14 protein-coding genes and 2 pseudogenes are annotated in these 16802 nt (G+C 52.2%); 4 read left to right on the top strand and 12 right to left on the bottom strand.

What is annotated here, in order from left to right; translation table 11 throughout:
• Nucleotides 1-82 precede the first annotated feature (82 nt).
• From ACQ4N8_RS00630 to ACQ4N8_RS00620, 3 genes and pseudogenes are all read left to right on the top strand, one after another.
• On the top strand, nucleotides 83-2641 hold the full coding sequence (locus tag ACQ4N8_RS00630) for a carbohydrate-binding protein (RefSeq protein WP_430702372.1): 2559 nt from the start codon (nucleotides 83-85) through the stop codon (nucleotides 2639-2641).
• 287 nt (nucleotides 2642-2928) lie between these two features.
• Nucleotides 2929-3009, top strand: a pseudogene (locus tag ACQ4N8_RS00625) (hypothetical protein); the annotation flags it as partial.
• Between the two features lie 44 nt (nucleotides 3010-3053).
• Nucleotides 3054-3176 (top strand): annotated as a pseudogene (locus ACQ4N8_RS00620) (ArsB/NhaD family transporter); the annotation flags it as partial.
• A gap of 154 nt (nucleotides 3177-3330) precedes the next feature.
• Here the strand turns inward: ACQ4N8_RS00620 and ACQ4N8_RS00615 are convergent.
• Nucleotides 3331-3615 (bottom strand): DUF6809 family protein, encoded by a 285-nt coding sequence (locus ACQ4N8_RS00615; protein ID WP_430702371.1) that lies wholly within the window; start codon nucleotides 3613-3615, stop codon nucleotides 3331-3333.
• A gap of 172 nt (nucleotides 3616-3787) precedes the next feature.
• On the opposite strand from ACQ4N8_RS00615, the gene ACQ4N8_RS00610 reads away from it, so the two are divergent.
• Complete coding sequence (locus ACQ4N8_RS00610; RefSeq protein ID WP_430702370.1) at nucleotides 3788-4021, top strand: helix-turn-helix domain-containing protein; 234 nt, start codon at nucleotides 3788-3790, stop codon at nucleotides 4019-4021.
• A 274-nt stretch (nucleotides 4022-4295) separates the two neighbouring features.
• On the opposite strand, the gene ACQ4N8_RS00605 is transcribed toward ACQ4N8_RS00610, so the two are convergent.
• The 11 genes from ACQ4N8_RS00605 to ACQ4N8_RS00555 all read right to left on the bottom strand — a co-directional run bounded on the left by ACQ4N8_RS00605 (nucleotide 4296) and on the right by ACQ4N8_RS00555 (nucleotide 16282).
• Entirely contained in the window at nucleotides 4296-4460 is a 165-nt protein-coding gene (locus ACQ4N8_RS00605) for a hypothetical protein (RefSeq protein WP_430702369.1), read from the bottom strand.
• A complete protein-coding gene (locus ACQ4N8_RS00600) occupies nucleotides 4408-4764 on the bottom strand; it encodes a polysaccharide deacetylase family protein (protein ID WP_430702368.1) in 357 nt (118 codons plus the stop codon). Before ACQ4N8_RS00600 ends, ACQ4N8_RS00605 begins: the two co-directional genes overlap by 53 nt.
• 55 nt (nucleotides 4765-4819) lie before the next feature.
• Nucleotides 4820-5794, bottom strand: a complete 975-nt coding sequence (locus ACQ4N8_RS00595; RefSeq protein WP_430702367.1) for an aldo/keto reductase family protein — start codon at nucleotides 5792-5794, stop codon at nucleotides 4820-4822.
• 19 nt (nucleotides 5795-5813) lie between these two features.
• A complete protein-coding gene (locus ACQ4N8_RS00590; protein ID WP_430702366.1) occupies nucleotides 5814-7298 on the bottom strand; it encodes an alpha-N-arabinofuranosidase in 1485 nt (494 codons plus the stop codon).
• A gap of 22 nt (nucleotides 7299-7320) precedes the next feature.
• The gene (locus tag ACQ4N8_RS00585; RefSeq protein ID WP_430702365.1) at nucleotides 7321-8121 is read right to left on the bottom strand and encodes a carbohydrate ABC transporter permease; all 801 of its coding nucleotides are present in this window, start codon (nucleotides 8119-8121) and stop codon (nucleotides 7321-7323) included.
• Nucleotides 8122-8189: 68 nt separating this feature from the next.
• Entirely contained in the window at nucleotides 8190-9059 is an 870-nt protein-coding gene (locus ACQ4N8_RS00580; RefSeq protein WP_430702364.1) for a carbohydrate ABC transporter permease, read from the bottom strand.
• A 70-nt stretch (nucleotides 9060-9129) separates the two neighbouring features.
• On the bottom strand, nucleotides 9130-10449 hold the full coding sequence (locus ACQ4N8_RS00575; RefSeq protein ID WP_430702363.1) for an extracellular solute-binding protein: 1320 nt from the start codon (nucleotides 10447-10449) through the stop codon (nucleotides 9130-9132).
• 115 nt (nucleotides 10450-10564) lie between these two features.
• The gene (locus ACQ4N8_RS00570; protein WP_430702362.1) at nucleotides 10565-12145 is read right to left on the bottom strand and encodes a response regulator transcription factor; all 1581 of its coding nucleotides are present in this window, start codon (nucleotides 12143-12145) and stop codon (nucleotides 10565-10567) included.
• Complete coding sequence (locus ACQ4N8_RS00565) at nucleotides 12133-13959, bottom strand: sensor histidine kinase (RefSeq protein WP_430702361.1); 1827 nt, start codon at nucleotides 13957-13959, stop codon at nucleotides 12133-12135. The genes ACQ4N8_RS00570 and ACQ4N8_RS00565 overlap by 13 nt, the downstream gene beginning before the upstream one ends.
• 421 nt (nucleotides 13960-14380) lie before the next feature.
• Entirely contained in the window at nucleotides 14381-15217 is an 837-nt protein-coding gene (locus tag ACQ4N8_RS00560) for a YitT family protein (protein WP_430702360.1), read from the bottom strand.
• A 162-nt stretch (nucleotides 15218-15379) separates the two neighbouring features.
• Complete coding sequence (locus ACQ4N8_RS00555) at nucleotides 15380-16282, bottom strand: helix-turn-helix domain-containing protein (RefSeq protein ID WP_430702359.1); 903 nt, start codon at nucleotides 16280-16282, stop codon at nucleotides 15380-15382.
• Nucleotides 16283-16802: the final 520 nt, after the last annotated feature.

Below are 16802 nucleotides of genomic sequence, written 5' to 3'. Positions count from 1 at the left end.
CGGCCTTCCGATAACAAATCGGAAAGCCTGGGGCACGCATTTCAGGTATAAATGTCATTTCAATTTGAAGGAGTGATCCATGATGACAAGATTTGCCCGCAACACCTGGCGGGGGCTGCTCTCCGCCGTCCTGGCGGCCGCGCTGACGCTTCCGCTGCTCAGCCTTCCGGAGCCGGCGCACGCCGCAAACGAGGCCGTGGCGATCGACCTCGGACAGATGCTAGGTGCCCCAACCTACCGGGGCACCGGGTTCCTGTACGGGCTCAGCCAAGACGGCAGCGAGCCCGTGGGGACGCTGCTCTCGGATCTGAAGCCCCGGTTGTTTCGCGGCGGCGGCGCGGGACTTCCTGGCGGCGCTTGGGCGGTGGGCGGTTATGACGGATATCTGCCCCGCTTCAACTCGGTTCGCGATCAATACAATAGGGTTAACGCGCTAGGCGCCCATTATCAGATCCTGGTCAGCGACATCTGGGGCTCCGACGGCCGGACGATTCCGGACAACAACCAGCCGATTTTCCCCGGCGACAACGGCAACTGGACTTCCTGGGAACAGTTTTTGACGCAACTGGTGCAGGACAAAAAAGCCAACCATATGACCAACGCCCGCTATGACATTTGGAACGAGCCGGACGGCGCCTATTTCTGGCCCAGATCGGCCGCGCAGTATTCGGAAATGTGGAAAAGAAGCGTGCAGCTCATCCGTTCGCTCGATCCGGACGCGGTGATCGTCGGCCCGGGCTACGGGGGCTTCAACACGAACCAGCTCAGCGCTTGGCTCGACTACGCCAAAGCCAACAATGTACTGCCGGATATCCTCGACTGGCATTTCAGCGCCGACCCGGTCGCCGACGCGCAGACCGCCAGAGACCTGTTAAGCTCGAAAAACATCACCTCGATCGATGGGTTTACGATCGGCGAATACATCTGGCAGGCCGAGCAGAACTCCGGCTACACCGCCTGGTATCTCGCCCGGCTGGAGAAAGCCGGCGTGCTGGGCGCCAACCATGCGATTTGGGACCACTGCTGCAATTACGGGCTGCTCGACGACACGCTGACCCCGGACTCCGCAACCAAAGGGCAATGGTGGACCTACAAAACCTATGCCGATATGACGGGCACGCTGGTCGCCACCGTTCCGTCAGCGAAAATCGACGGCGTGGCCAGCAAGGACGCCGCGAAGCAGTCCGCTTTGATTCTGCTGGGCAATAAAGGCGGATACATCGGCAATGTGGACGTCAGCATCAGCCGTTTTGAATCGGCAGCGTACCTCGTCGGCAGCAACGGCAGAGTCCATGTCACGGTTTCGCAAATCGGCAACGCGGACCCCGTCACGGCGCCTTCCGTAACGCTGTCCTTGGACGCGGCGGTTCAGAACCAATCGATCCAATTCTCCATCCCCTGGACCTATGCCGCGAACGCCTACAAAATTACGCTCGAACCCTCCACCGGCAGCGGCGATCCGACCCATGAATATCAGGCCGAGCAAGCTCTTCTGTCGGGCGGCGCCAAAGTGATGACCGACCATACCGGATATACGGGCAGCGGTTTCGTGGCCGGATACGAATTTCAAGGAGCTTCCACGCAGTTTACCGTACAGGCTCCAAGCCTCGCCAATTACGACGTGGAGCTGCGATACGCCAACGGATCGGGCTCGGCCAAAGCCCTAAGCATTTACGTGAACGGCGTCAAAATCAAGCAAACGGCGCTGGCTGCCTTGAGCAACTGGGACAGTTGGGGAACGCAAACGGAGACGCTGCGGCTTCAGGCCGGCGTCAATACGATCGCCTATAAATTCGAATCCGGAGACAGCGGGCCAGTTAATCTCGACAAAATCAAGTTAAGCCCTCCGCTCACCTCGGGCAGCCTGATTCCCGGGCGGATCGAGGCCGAGGATTTCATCGGCATGTTCGGCGTGCAGACCGAAACGACGGGCGATAGCGGCGGCGGCCAAAACGTCGGGTTTATCGATAACGGCGAGTGGATGGATTACGGCGTGCAGGTGCAAAGTACCGGCGCCTACACGTTCTCCGTAAGAGTGGCAAGTCCGAATTCCACCGGTAAAATCCAGCTCAAGGACGGCGCCGGTTCCGTGCTCTCCACCCTCAACGTGCCGAATACGGGCGAATGGCAGACGTATACCACGGTAAGCGGGACCGTCGGCTTGCAAGCAGGTTACCAGGTCCTGCACCTGGATGTGCCAAACGGCGGTTTTAACATCAACTGGCTGGATTTCGCCGTTTCCTCAGCTCCGGCCTCCTATCTATACCAGGCCGAATACGCGAGCCTGTCCGGCGGAGCCAAAGTGATGACCGACCATGCCGATTACATGGGAACCGGCTTTGTCGCCGGTTATGAAGCCGGAGGAGCGGCCACCGAGTTTACGGTGAACGTGCCCACAGGAGAGGCCTACAATACGACCCTCCGGTACGCGAACGGCTCAGGCATCACCCGAACGGTAAGCATCTACGTCAACGGCGCGAAGGTTAAGCAGACCTCGCTTCCGGCGCTGGCCAACTGGGACGTCTGGGGAACCCAAACGGAAAACCTCACCCTGCAAGCCGGCAGCAACACGATCACCTACAAGTTCGACGCAGGCGACAACGGCCTGATCAATCTGGATCAAATTGAATTAAGACTTTAAAGGAACGCCTGAAGTTATTCAAAAGAAATCGCAAAGAAAAACGAACAGCCGCGAGCTCTCCAGCTCAGCGGCTGTTTGCCGTATTTCCTTAGTTCATTTCGTTCAAGTGCCCCTCCAAGTGATCCCACGTTTCGAAGATGTCCTGCAGCATATCTATATCCATGGCGGTTTTGAGGAATTCCATTGAATCTGTACTTACCACGGTTGACTAGCCTCGTTCTGAAGTAATCCTTATAGACGAGCTTTTCGGCGTCAGCAATCTGGTAAACATCGTTTCGGCGGGTTATTTGGGGAGCGGCTTCACGCAGTATGCCGCCCGCATGATCAATCCGAACCTGTTTTCGCTCGCGGCTACGAACGTCGTGCTGCTTCTCTATTTTCACAAAAGCATCACCTGCGCCTATGACCTATCCTCCTCGCCAAAAAAGGCGTCCGCATCACTTGGGGGACTTAATTCAAAGTCGGCATCGTTCTGACAATCCCGATTTTGTTCGCAACGTTGTTGGGGTTGTGGTTGGTTTTGGTGGTGTTTTAAGGGAGCGAAGTAGTAGAGAAAGTGTAATAGATGAGCTATAAAAAAAAAGGGGTTTTGTGAGTTAATGTGAAGAAAATGTTTTCTTAGTACGTATAGGGCTGAGAGGATCCCTGTTGCGAAGCGTTGCTGAACTCGGCCGGCCGTTGCCTTGGGTTTATGGTCCCTCCGCTCCGTTCCCTACAAGAACTTCGATCATCAGCCCCGCCCCCAACCTAAACCCCCGTGTAAATGCCGCTGTCATTTCCATCCCCTGGATCTTTTGTTGTAAGTCTATCAGTTCCTCCAGCTCGGTAAAATCCTCGTCGGATAGTTTCTCCTTCCAAGCCAACATTGCTTCGGATAGTTCTCTACTCAGTTGGCGGTATTGTGGGTCTTTCGGGACCACCTGCTCTTCGGGGAGAAGGTGACCGTAGTATAGGGACTCGAGAAGGGTGGGCATGGGTGGGCCTCCTTTTTTGCTGAGTCATCATCAATCGATAAATAAGACCAATCTATTTTTACAAATAGATAAATGTAATGATGTTACTTATTTACGTACCACTTACAACATTATTATACGGTACGCTTATGCGTATAGTCAAGCAATATCTGTCCCATAAGAGGTGAGTAAGATGGCAAAAAAGGTTGTCGTAAAAATCAAAGAACTGACTAAAAAACATAATATTTCTTTGCGAGAGTTATCCAGATTATCCGATGTTCGACACGCTGCGTTGAGTGAGCTCGCCAACGGAAAGCGAGAGAGTATCAGTTTTAATCATATTGAACGAATTGCGGAGGCGCTAAAGATTAGTGATATTCGGGAGATTATTGAATTAATTGAGGAAAAAGAGGAAACCACCCTATGAGAGTGGCTTCTAAGGATTAGATTTAAATTTTAGAATCGGTATTTAATTATCAATTGGCCCCCATAACTAAATCAACCCCTTAATCGAAAAATTCAAGTTGCAACACAATCTATATCATATTGTTGTCTGTCCAAATAATCCTTCATATTAAATAGAATATTTCTGATAAATAGGATAGCTTGGTCCATAATATCCCGAAGCCCACTTTCTGTAAATGCCCTTCCGCACTCAGTAAATGAAAGGCTCCCATGTGCAAGAGCATTTCTTTGATCCCTTACAGTTCTAAGCTTTTCTCCGCCTCTACATTCAGAGTCAACCCTTTAATGCCGCCGTTGACGCACCCGATCGAATGGTAACCGTACTCGGCGGCAAGCGAAAGGATGACCTCATTCACGGCAAAGTACGGCGGCCGGAAGTTCGCAGCCGGCTTTCCCGTCACCCGGCGGATCCGCTCGTCTCCCAGCAGGATTTCCGCCCGCGCTTCCTCCAGCGTCAAACCGGGTCAGATCCGGATGCGAATAGGTATGATTGGCCATCTCGTGTCCGGCGGCATGAACCTTGGCTGCGATATCTCCGAACTTATCGATCTCTTGACCGATCATACAAAATGTCGCTTTGCCATTCACCTGCCGGAAAATCTCCAGCACTTGTTCCGTAAATACGGGGTGCGGCCCGTCGTCAAACGTAAAGGCGACCGCCTTCTCTTGGGTCTGCACCCGGTGCACCAACGAACCCTTGGCCATCATGACATTCCTCCGATCATTTAAGGATGCCGGCTAACCGCTGGCCATCCGGGGATTATCCGATTTTTCGTACATAAGGGCGATAATCCAAAATGCGTTCGATCTCGTTCAATACCTCATCCGATAACGTCAGGCCGCTGGCCGCCACATTGTTCTCGATCTGTTCCGGGCGGGAAGCGCCGGTGATCAGACTGCTGATCTGCGGCTTTCTCAGAAGCCACGCCAAAGCCAGCACGGAGAGATTCGTTCCCAAGCCTTCCGCCACCTGAATCAGCTTCTCGACCTTCTCCAAGTGAACCTCGGTCAGCAGGTTGTTGATCTGCTTGTCGGCCTGATGCGTTGCCCGTGAACCCTCGGGAATCGGTTGGTCCTTGCGGTATTTGCCGGTCAACAGCCCTTGCGCCAGCGGACTGAACGGAACGATCCCCAATCCGTGCTTCGCGCAAATGCCGATGATTTCATCCTCAATGTACCGGTCCATCATATGATATTGCGGCTGGACGACCGACATGGGGCGAAGGCCCATATCCTTGATCAGATGCAGCGCTTCGGTCAATTGGACCGGCGACCATTCGCTGACGCCGTAATATAATACTTTGCCTTGCGCCACCAAATCGCTCATCGTCTGCAGCGTTTCTTCCAAAGGCGTATTTTCATCATACCGATGGCAGAAATACATGTCCAGATAGTCGACTTGCAGGTTCTTCAGGGACTTGTCGATTTGCTCGATGATATGTTTTCTGGACAGTCCCCTATCGTTAACTCCCGTTCCGGTGGGAAAATAAACTTTACTGGATACCACATAGGAGCTGCGGTCAAATTCCTTCAGTAGATGACCGAGGAAAACTTCGGCCTGTCCGCCGCTGTAGGCATCGGCGCAGTCAAAGAAGTTGACGCCAAGCTCATAGGCGCGCCGGACGCTCATCTTTCCCGTTTCCACCGCTTTAGCGCCTTGGACATCCGTCATCCAGCTGCCCAAGGCAATTTCGCTCACTTGGATGCCCCATTTGCCAAGATTCCGATATTTCATAGGCCCTTCCCACCTCTCTTTAAGCCAGCGTCAGCACGACAACGGACATCGGCGGCAGCGTTGCCGACAAGCCGCCTTTACTTACGTCCGTAACCCCGTCAAATGCCTGCGGTTTCACCGTCTCCGGCTGCTCGAACGTGTTATGCGCATGCATATCGGCATGCGTCAGCACCCGGCCGGTCACCTTCTTCACCCCCGCCAGCCCGCGCAACCGCAGCGTTACGGCAGCTTCGCGCTGCGGATCAACGTTGCACAAGCTGATATCGATCGTGCCGTCTGCCCGCTTCGAGGCCGAACCGCTGATCTGAGGAATCGATTCCTCGCCCAGTCGGTACTCGTTCGCCTCAAGATGAAGGGCAAGCGCCTCCGCATCCTGGTGAACCTTGAACATCTCGAAGACATGATAGGTCGGCGTCAGCAACATCTTCTCGCCTTCCGTCAGAATCATCGCCTGCAGAACGTTTACCGTCTGCGCAATGTTGGCCATATGGACGCGGTCGCAGTGACGATGGAAGATGTGGAAATGCAAACCTGCAACCAGCGCATCCCGCATTGAATTTTGCTGGTACAGGAAGCCCGGATTCGTGCCCGGCTCCACCTGGAACCAGTTCCCCCACTCGTCGACGATCAGGCCGACCCGTTTCTGCGGATCATATTGATCCATGATCGCCGAATGCCGCGTGATCAACTCGTCCATGTGTAGCGCCAGCTTCATCGTCTCGAACCACTCCGCTTCATCGAAGCCCAGCGCCGGACGTTTGATCTCAAAGCCCCCTGGCACCGTGTAGTTGTGCAGGCTGAGTCCGTCCATGTACGAGCCGGCTTCGCGCATCAGCGTCTCCGTCCAGTGGTAGTCGTCGACATTGGCGCCGCCGGCGATCTTATACAGCCGGTTCTCGCCGTAATTTCGGACATACGTTTGGTACCGGCGGTATTCGTTGGCGTAATACTCCGCCCGCATGTTCCCGCCGCAGCCCCAGTTCTCGTTGCCGACGCCGAAATACTTCAATCGCCAAGGCTTCTCCCGTCCGTTCGCCTGCCGCCGGTTGGCCATCGGCGATTCGCCGTCAAAGGTCATGTACTCGACCCATTCCTGCATCTCCTGTACGGTACCGCTGCCGACGTTGCCGCAAATGTACGGCTCCGCGCCCAACAGCTCGCACAGGCCGAAAAATTCATGCGTACCGAAGTGATTGTTCTCCACGACGCCGCCCCAGTGAGTATTCACCATCCGCTTGCGCTGCTCCCGCGGACCGACGCCGTCCTTCCAGTGGTACTCGTCGGCAAAGCAGCCGCCCGGCCAGCGAAGCACCGGGATGTTCAGGCCCCGCAAAGCCTCCACTACGTCATTGCGAATGCCGCGGGTGTTCGCGATCGGCGAATCCTCGCCCACCCAGATGCCTTCGTAAATGCAGCGGCCGAGATGCTCGGCGAAGTGCCCGTAAATATGGCGGCTGATCGTTCCAGCCGATTGATCGGCATTGACCGTAATCGTTGCTTTCATCGCATGTTCTCCCTTCACGTCTTTATCCTTTGATTGCGCCTGCAATCATGCTTTGTTGAACCTGCTTGTTCAGCAGCAAATAAATGACTACGGTAGGGACGGTCGTAATCATAAGCCCGGCTCCGATAATCCCCCACTGCGTAATATAAGTTCCGACCATCGACATCATCCCGACCGTCAGGGTCTGATAGTGCGCGTCATTGATGAAGGTCACCGCAAACATCAGCTCGTTCCAGCAGGAGAGGAAGGTAAAGATCGCCACGGTAGCGATCGCGGGACGAATCAACGGCAAAATAATGTGAAAGAAGGTTCTGTAGATGCCGCATCCGTCAATCACCGCGGACTCCTCCATTTCGCGGGGAACCCCTTTGAAGAAGCTGCCCAGGATGAACACGGCCATCGGAATCCCGAACGCGACGTACGGAATAATCAACGACCAGTAGGTGTTCAGCAAATGCAGATTTTTCAGAACCATAAACAACGGCAGCAGCGCTGCGTGAATCGGAACCATCATCCCGAGAAGGATCAGCGTCATCGTCAAATTGCTAAGCTTCCAGTTCATTCTCGTGATGGCATAAGCCGCCATGGAGGATAAAATCAATACCAGGATAATGGAAGCTGCCGTTACCCATACGCTATTCCCGAAGTAACTCATGACGTTGCCGTCCGATAACGCCTTGGCATAGTTGCTCCAGAGGAGCTTCTTCGGAAACCCCGCCACATCGCCGCTGAAGATTTCGCTGTTGTCTTTCAAGGAGAAGAACGCCAGCCAAATAAGGGGATAAATTTGAACAATCGCCACGATGACTAAAAAGAATTGCAACAGGAATTTCCCAAGGAATGACGGTTTCTTGGGCAACCTTGCTTCTGCAGTATTCAATATGCTCACCCCTATTCGGTCTTAAAGAATTTATTGATCAGCACCGTAAATATCAAGCATTCCAGGATAATAAAGACGGATACCGCACTGCCGTAGCCATATCGGTACGTATTGAAAATCGTTGTGTACATCAAGGTGCTTGGCACCTCGGTGGCGAACAAGGGACCGCCGCCCGTGAGGACATACACCAGATCGAATACCTTGAAAGCGCCAATGACCGAGAAGACGAGACAGACTTTGAGGATAGGTTTCATCAGCGGGATGGTAATCGAGAATGCGGTCCGGATGCGGGAAGCCCCGTCAATTTTGGCCGCTTCGAAAATATCCTGCGAGATCGATTTTGCCCCGGCATACATCAGCAGCATATGGTAACCGACATACTGCCACAGGGTCGGAATAAACGAAGCTACGAGCGCGGTTTTTTTCTGCCCAAGCCAGTCCTGAGCCAGCCCCGAAAGGCCTAAGTTGTCGAGCAATGTATTTAAAAGGCCGTAATCCGCATTGTAGATTTTGGACCATAATTGCGCGATAACAACGGTGGAAATCAACACCGGAATAAAATACACCGTCCGATAAAAGCCTTCCCCTTTCACGGAGGACGCCAGGATCAAGGCAAGCAGCAGGGAAATCGGCAACTGAATGAAGATGGAAGCCGCGGCGAACAGGAAGGAGTTGCGGATGGAATGCAAGGCTCTGGCATCCGTGAACATCTCTACATAGTTATCCAATCCGATAAAGGTACCTTTACCGACGCCGTTCCAATCCAACACGCTATAATAACTCGAGACGAAAATCGGAACTAATACAATCCCGCAAAAAATAAGAAGTGTAGGAAGAACAAATATCGCAATCGCTGTCTTATTCGAAAATACTGAATTCATCGTGAGTTCTCCTCTCAAAGATGTGGCCAGGGATTCCCCTGACCACATCCGGTTTGAGATTATTCAAGGATCAAAGATTGAGTTCCGTCGGTTTGAGCTGCGCCATCTGTTTGCAGAACTCTTCAGGCGTAATATCGCCTGCCAGGAGCGAGGCAATCAGGTTCTTATGCGTTTCCGCGGATTCGGCAGGAAGAATGTTGTCCCACCAGGTAATAAACGAGGTTGCGGTTTTCATAATATCGGCGGCCGATTTGTCCAGCGTGGAAAGACCTGAAGTATCCAGTCCATCAATGTTCCAGCTTGGGAGGCCTGCACCGGCGAGATATCCCTGCGTACCGAGCTGTTCGCTCAAATACATCAGGAAATCTACCGCTTCTTTCGGATGTTTCGTCGTGCTGCTGACATAGAAGCCGTCAACGGCCCCGCCGAAGATTTCCGTGACTTTGCCCTTACCGTCTTCAAACACCGGGAAAGGAATGACTTGAACCTTGCCCTTGGTCGCCGTGGACGGATCTTCGATACCGGCATTTACCCAGTTCGCCTGGAACATCATCGCACCGCTGCCTGCATTAAATGCGCCCAGCATCTCATCATAGCTCATGCTCAACATGCTGCTGTTGAATGCGCCCACCTTCGCCAGTTCCTGCATCTTGGCAGCGGCGGCAACGAAGTCCGGCGAATCCCATTTGGCAGGATCTTTAAAGGCTTCAATAACCGCATCATGTCCGGCCTGGCGCATCGCGATCATGTCGTACCAGTACATGCCCGGCCAGCGGTCTTTCTCGCCGATGAGCGCCGGGGTAATTCCCGCTGTTTTCAGCTTCTCAACCGCACCCAGCAGTTCCGTATACGTCGTCGGGATTTGGGCTCCCGCTTTTTCGAACAATTCGGTATTCACATAAAGGTTGGCAATATGGGTGTAGACGGGCAGGGTATAGATTTTACCGTCCGTTTCGATGGCTTCCGCCATGCCCGGTGCCATCTTCGACTTGATTTCATCCGTCAAATAGCTGGAGATTTCAAGTACGTTTTCGGATTCGATATAGGGCTGCATGAAACTGCCCCCGCCCATGCCGTAAAAGATGTCGGGCGCTTCGTTGGCCGCCAGCGACGTTTTGATCTTGGTCTTATACTGTTCGCCGGTCGTGCCTGTCCGTTCGATTTGGACGTCGGGATGCTCGCTATTCCACTTCTCGATGATTTGCGGCAGCAATTTGGCCGACGGGTCCGTGTTGCCTACAGACTGATCCCAAAGCGTCAGCTTGATGGAACCGCTTCCAGTTCCCTCCGAAGACTTCCCTCCGGAAGAGTCGGATGAACATGCCGCTAAACTACCTGCTAGACCTAACGCAAGAACGATACTCATGGATCTTTTTAACAACGCTTTCATCTCTTTGACCTCCCAATAGAATTCGATGCATCTACCGTTATTTTAGGGAAGAACCCCCGGGACCTCCATTCAAAATAAACGCATTCCCTTGTAAAATTCGAGCATCTCTGATTCTTCATTTGGCGTTCCGGTACTCGTTCATGGATCTGCCGGTTGCCTTCTTGAAGAGGATGCTGAAATAATGCGGATCCGGAATCCCCACTTGTTCTCCAACCTCGTAACCCTTTAAATCAGTGGTTTTCAATAGGTTTTCCGCTTTTTTCATGCGCAGGTTGGTCAAGTACTCTACGAAGGTCTGACCCGTTTCTTTCTTCATGAGCCGTCCCAGGTGGCCCGGACTGACGAAGAAAGCCGCTGCGGTGCTGGCCAATCCGACCTGGGGATCGCCCATATTCAGCTCAAGGAACGCCTTCACCTGACTGATCAGGTTCCCTTCCTTGGCTTGTTTTTTCGAATAAATGGCCTTTGAAAGGCTAAGAACATAACGCTCTAAAGTTTGTACCAATTCCGGCAAATTGTCGGCCGTAATGATGGAAACCAGCGTTTCTTTGTCTAGCCCCTGTCCACCCTCGAGCTGCTGCTCCATCGCCGCGCGCTGGCATTCGTTGATCACATCCATTGCGGCCATGCGGAACTGCGACACGCTCGAAAAAGAAACGTCAAAAATGCGCGCCAGCATCTGCGCGGCGTTTTCGGACGAACCGACGCTGACGTAAAATTGCAGCTGCCGTAGAAGCTCCGGATTGGACCGGTACGTCTCCTCCCTGCTGTCAACCATGTCTTCAAAGCAAACGACCTGATTATTCCCCGCGAACGCTTTGTAACGAATCGCACGGCATGCTTCCTGGTATCCCAGATGGGCCTCCTGCAGATTGTCGCGCTTCCGCCCGACTCCGATGTTGACCAGGCATTTCGCGGAATCGGTCAGCCGGTTCATCAGCGTTTCGCAAGTCCCGGCGAGATCCCCAGTCGGATGAAAGGCAATGATAACGAACTGGTTTCGGGTGTCGGACAACATCGTGACAAGGGGATCTTCGCGAAAAAACGCTTCGATATTGTGCTTGCATACCATCCCCAACAAAATCAACTGTTCCTCGGTGTGTTTCCCGGATACCGGAGCGATTTCGACAACGGCGATCTGATGCGCGCGCTCATGGCGGAACGCGGGCAGTTTGAAATATTCCGCTTGCTCCCGGAGTTCTTCCCGGGAAAGCGTCCCCTGTAACCACTGCCGCAAAAATTTTTCCTGGAGATATGGAAGATTCCGTTCCAATTCTTCCTTCAATCTCGCCAATTCACCATCCCGAAACCGTTCTTCATCAATCTTCTGTTTGAGCTTGCCGGTGACATGCAGCAGGTCCGCCGCCCGGATCGGTTTGAGGAGAAAATCGAATACCCCGATTTTGATGCTCTTCTGCGCGTATTCAAATTCGTCATGGCCGCTTACGACCACGATTTTGATCCGCGGATGCTTCTCCAACACCCTTCGGCTAAACTCGATCCCGTCGATGTTCGGCATGTAAATGTCCGTAAATATGATATCCGGTTTCTGCCGCTCCACCAGCTCCATCGCTGCCTGAGCATTGGAAGCTTCCCCCGCAATCTCGAAGCCTTCCTGTTCCCAGTCAATGCGCATGCGAATCAAATTCCGGATCAAATGTTCATCGTCAACGATCAGAACTTTTAACTTTTCCATGGCGAATCTGCTCCATTCGGTAGGATTAACGTAATGGTGGTCCCTGTTCCCGGTTCACTTTCCATGTGGAATACGTCCCTGTCTTCGTAAAAAATGCGCAAGCGTTCCATAGTACCCCATAGGCCAAAGCTCTTGATTTGGCCTTGTCTTTCCGTAAACAGGATTTGCTCGATCTCCTCTTGCGACATGCCGATGCCGTTATCGGAAATGGATATTTTCACGGATCCGTCCGCATTTTTAACGCGGATCCGTATGACCCCTTTCGTCCCTTTAGGGCGAATGCCATGGTAAAGCGAGTTTTCAACCAACGGCTGCAGCACCAGCTTGGGAATCGGGGTCTGGCTGCAGTCCTCCTCCACCTCGAACCGGGCCTCAAAGACGTCCGGGTATCGCACGCTCTGGATTTTCAAGTAATTCCGCACGACCTCGATCTCTTCCCCGACGGTGATCACATCTTGTCCTTTGCTGACGCTCAATCGGTAGTAGCTTCCCAGCGCCTCGATCAAATCGCAGACCTGTTCATTGTCTCCCGATAGCGCGAGCGACGTGATCGAGTCCAGCGTGTTATACAAAAAATGCGGTTTGATTTGCGATTGCAGCGCATTCAACTCCGCTTTGCGTATCGTTTTTTGTTCTTCGATAACGCGCTTCAGCAACTGATCAATCTGCTCGATCATCTGGTTGTATCCGTTATACAACTGATCGAGCTCGAAGCTGTTCTGCTCCGCGTTGACCTTCATGAAATTCCCGCTGGGCGCTTTATTCATCGCCCTAAGCAGCTTCTGGATCGGTTTGATGATACTGCGCGAAATGACGAAGGAGCTGACGAAGAAGATGGTCCCATTAATGATCAGCAAAACCAACGCCAATAGCACCAGGGATTGGTTGCGCGACTCCATGCTGTTGTGCGGCGAAATGCTTACAAACTTCCAGTTATAGGCTCCGCCCGATAGATAGGTCACCGTATAGGTCCGGGAACCCAAATGCATCGTAAGATATCCCGAGTCGCTCCGCTGAAACTGTTCCTCCAGTATCGCTTTGTTCGTGTCGAGCAGCTCATGAAAGACTGCGTCGCTTGATTCATCCGTGGAATCGGCCACAATGGTCTGATTGTTCTCATCCAGAATGGCGATTTGCAAGGAACTCCCATTCAGCAGGTTGGAATAGGCCTGAACCAAGGCGTCGTCCTTGATATCTATGACCAATACCCCGAGAGGGGCCGTGTTGTCAATGTCCCGAATCATTCGAATAAAAGCGACGATATTGCCGTCGGCGGTTTCCGCAGGCCATCGTCTGTTGTCCAGCCTCAGAATATATCTTCCTTTATTGCTCACCACCTGGTCGTACCATGGGGCGTCCTTGATGTCCACCTCCATGTACGTCGGCAATTCCTGGGTTGCAACGGTAAAACGATGCCCCGCATTGTCGTAAATGTGGACCGAGTCGATGATCGGAACCGCTTGCATTAGATTGTACAAATAGGCGCTGACCTTTGACTGGGTTTGCAGGTTGGCATACACGTCTCCCTGCCGGAGCAAGTTCTGCAGATTGCGATCCGAGAAGATCATTTTCGAATAGTTGTTGACGTTCTCGATCATGAGATCCACGTTTGTCCTTATGGACGTCACCGTCTGCAGCGACGCCTCATTGATTTTCTTCTGAGCTGAGTTCGCAGCAATCTGATTCAATACCAAATAGCTGAACCCGACCGTCAGTAAAATGACTAAGAAATAGGCAAACGGGATCTTAAATGCTAATTTCTTCGGTCTGCCGTAACTTAAAGATCGTACGCTTTCCATCAACCGTGCCTTCACCGTCTGGCCCCCTGCCTCTCATGCCGTCAAAATCCCATAAACCTCATTATAGCGATAGCCGGCTAAGCCGGACAATTTGAAAACGCAACCAATTGCAGGGTAAAAACCTATTCTATACGTGCAAAAGGCCTCCTGTCACACCAGGACAAGAGGCCGATGCCGACGCCTGAAAGCGGCCCTGAGCCGACACACCCCCTCATCGATGGATTTCGAAGCGCTTTCATAATTAACCTCCTCAAGAGTAAAGTGGGTTCCACCCATATTTTAGGGAGAGTTCTGCAATTACTACATTCAAAATACGTGCATCTGCTTTCAAAATTCGAACATCTCCCCCTGTGTTCTTAGACAAAGAAAAAATGCCCCATTTGTCGAAAATACATCAGCTCATCCGTTTGAGAGCCCCCTCGACCATCTACGCCCCTCACTTGGAAATATCCAAAAATCCCTCGCCAAACACATCCCGCACGTCGTGGATGGTGAGAAACGCGGCTTTGTCGATGGAACGGACGATCTTTTTGAGCGTGGACACTTCTTGCTTGCTGATGACGATGTAGAGGACTTCCTTCGGATTTTTCGTATAGTACCCATGGCCCGACAGAACCGTAACTCCCCGATCCATTTGGGTAATGACCATTTCGGCGATGCGGTCTTGTTTCTCCGAGATGATCGTGACGGCTTTTTTGGGGTTCAGCCCCTCGATCATGAAGTCCATTACTTTCGTACCCACATATAGGATGACGATCGTCAGCATCAGCTTTTCCGCGCCAATAATAAAATAGGAGGAAAAGGCCACGATCAGATCAAAAAACAATAGCGCGTAGCTGATATTCCAATCGAGATATTTATTGGCGATCCGGGCCAGAATCACGGTTCCCGCCGTCGTTCCGCCGACCCGCACGATCAGGCCGATGCCGACCCCCACGATTACGCCGGCGAAGACCGCGTTAATGGTCGGCTCGTGCGAATCGATCCTCCAGTTTTCCGTCAAATGCAGGAACAACGAGTTAAAAGCAACCGCGATCACTGTATACAACGTCGTTTGGCGATCCAGGAATTTGTACCCGACAATGAGCAGCAAGCCATTGATCACGATATTGACCACCGATGGCGACCACTGATACAAGTAGTACAGAATAATCGTGACCCCCGTAACGCCCCCCTCGCCGAAATCGTTCGGGATGATAAACAGATTGACGGCCAGCGCGAACAAGAAGGCCCCCACCATAATAATAGCGATATCCGCGATTTTCTTTTTCATATCTACTCTGATCCTCTCTCCAAGCATTTCTACCCTATACAACCAGATCATCGTAGCCACTTCCCTCTCTAAAGTCAATATGACTTTGACACTTTACTTCGCTATCCCATTCACTAAAAAAAGACCCCACTAAAGTGAAGTCTCTGATGCATAGAGGCAAGGTTATATTTTTTTCACAGGACGCAGCACAGCGTAACCATACCCCTCGGGAAAATGCCTTTGGTAATCAAACTGGGTCCCTTCATCCCAGGCCAGTCCCATCTCCGCCGGATCGAAAGACCATGCCTTATCCTCCACCGCCTTCATGACCTCTCCGTTCGCTTTCAAATAATCGAAGGGGGGATGAAAAAAAACCAGATAATCCGACTCGGGAACCTCGCGGCATTCCATTCCTTCGGGAATTTCTCCGCTATAGTCGGCAGCTACCAGCATTCCATAAAGATACCCTTTCCGCCCATCCCGATAGAACCAGCCTGCGGTCTGACCCAACTGTCCGGGAAGATTCAGGTGGGACATGCTGTCCAATGTTCCGCTGATCTCGTCGCAATTGTGCCCGTTCTTCCAGAACTCCCCGTAATTCCGGGAGGAAATATCCCAAATCCCGATAAATCGATGGGCCGGTATGCGCTCCACTTTGACTTCGACATCATGCAACCCAACTTCACCCATGTTATCCCGCTCCTTCAGGTAATAATGATAAGGAGAGAACACTTCAGCGCGAATAGCCAACGGAATAGGCCGCGGCGCTCGCCGGTATGCCGCAGGCGTAATGTGAAATGCTTTCACGAATGCCCGGGTAAAAGCTTCCTGCGAGGAAAATCCATACTTGACGGCAACATCGAGAATGCGTGCATTCGTATCCCTCAGTTCAAGTGCCGCCGAGCTGATCCGCCTCATCCAAACGTAATCCCTCAGCGACACTCCTGTATGGGAATGAAACTTTTTGGTGCAGTAATACGGCGAATATCCTAACGCCTCGGACATTTTCAACAAGGTAGGCGTCGAAGTGAGGTTATTTTCGATCCAACCGATCATGAGCTGAACCATTTCGTTCCATTCGTACATGAAGCCCCCTCCTTTCGCCTCCATCATAACAAGCCGGTTAAAGATAGATTTGACCTGAGTTGCAGGTTATCCTACTGTCATTCCTAAAAAAGACCCCACTAATTGTATACGATTTATCGTACAAACCTCCTGTAGTTAGCTCGTAAATGGGTGTTTTTGTACGATTTTTCGTACAAAGCCCCTGCAGTTGGGCGGTGCATGGGATCTTTTATACGATTTTTCGTACAAAACCCCTCCAGCTGGCTGATAAGCGATTGTTTTGTACGATGTATCGTTCAAAAGCCCAGCAACTGGCTGGTACGATGTTCCCTGCCCAGTTACATCAAGGCTTTCTTCCAGATTTCAAGCTGTGAAAGTTAAGTTATAGGTTTCGAGCATATCCTTCGAGTCGGAAAGACCGCTTATCCCTATTACCTTTTGCCTCCCCCCAATAGAACAAATCTACACTCTCCACCCCTGCACCACCCCCTTCTGCAACAAATCCATGCAATTTCCGCCAACGCCTCTGCGGCCTTTTTCC

Source organism: Paenibacillus macerans (genome assembly GCF_050565405.1).
Classification (GTDB): Bacteria; Bacillota; Bacilli; order Paenibacillales; family Paenibacillaceae; genus Fontibacillus; species Fontibacillus macerans_B.
Note: the sequence above shows the minus strand (reverse complement) of the source record. Positions and strands in the feature narration are given on the sequence as shown.

Bases quoted from the DNA above. Each gene is read 5' to 3' on its own strand.
- ACQ4N8_RS00580 (WP_430702364.1), bottom strand. From the start codon at position 9,059: ATGAATTCAGTATTTTCGAATAAGACAGCGATTGCGATATTTGTTCTT.
- ACQ4N8_RS00570 (WP_430702362.1), bottom strand. From the start codon at position 12,145: ATGGAAAAGTTAAAAGTTCTGATCGTTGACGATGAACATTTGATCCGG.
- ACQ4N8_RS00600 (WP_430702368.1), bottom strand. From the start codon at position 4,764: ATGGCCAAGGGTTCGTTGGTGCACCGGGTGCAGACCCAAGAGAAGGCG.
- ACQ4N8_RS00630 (WP_430702372.1), top strand. From the start codon at position 83: ATGACAAGATTTGCCCGCAACACCTGGCGGGGGCTGCTCTCCGCCGTC.
- ACQ4N8_RS00560 (WP_430702360.1), bottom strand. From the start codon at position 15,217: ATGAAAAAGAAAATCGCGGATATCGCTATTATTATGGTGGGGGCCTTC.
- ACQ4N8_RS00555 (WP_430702359.1), bottom strand. From the start codon at position 16,282: ATGTACGAATGGAACGAAATGGTTCAGCTCATGATCGGTTGGATCGAA.
- ACQ4N8_RS00610 (WP_430702370.1), top strand. From the start codon at position 3,788: ATGGCAAAAAAGGTTGTCGTAAAAATCAAAGAACTGACTAAAAAACAT.
- ACQ4N8_RS00615 (WP_430702371.1), bottom strand. From the start codon at position 3,615: ATGCCCACCCTTCTCGAGTCCCTATACTACGGTCACCTTCTCCCCGAA.
- ACQ4N8_RS00590 (WP_430702366.1), bottom strand. From the start codon at position 7,298: ATGAAAGCAACGATTACGGTCAATGCCGATCAATCGGCTGGAACGATC.
- ACQ4N8_RS00595 (WP_430702367.1), bottom strand. From the start codon at position 5,794: ATGAAATATCGGAATCTTGGCAAATGGGGCATCCAAGTGAGCGAAATT.
- ACQ4N8_RS00575 (WP_430702363.1), bottom strand. From the start codon at position 10,449: ATGAAAGCGTTGTTAAAAAGATCCATGAGTATCGTTCTTGCGTTAGGT.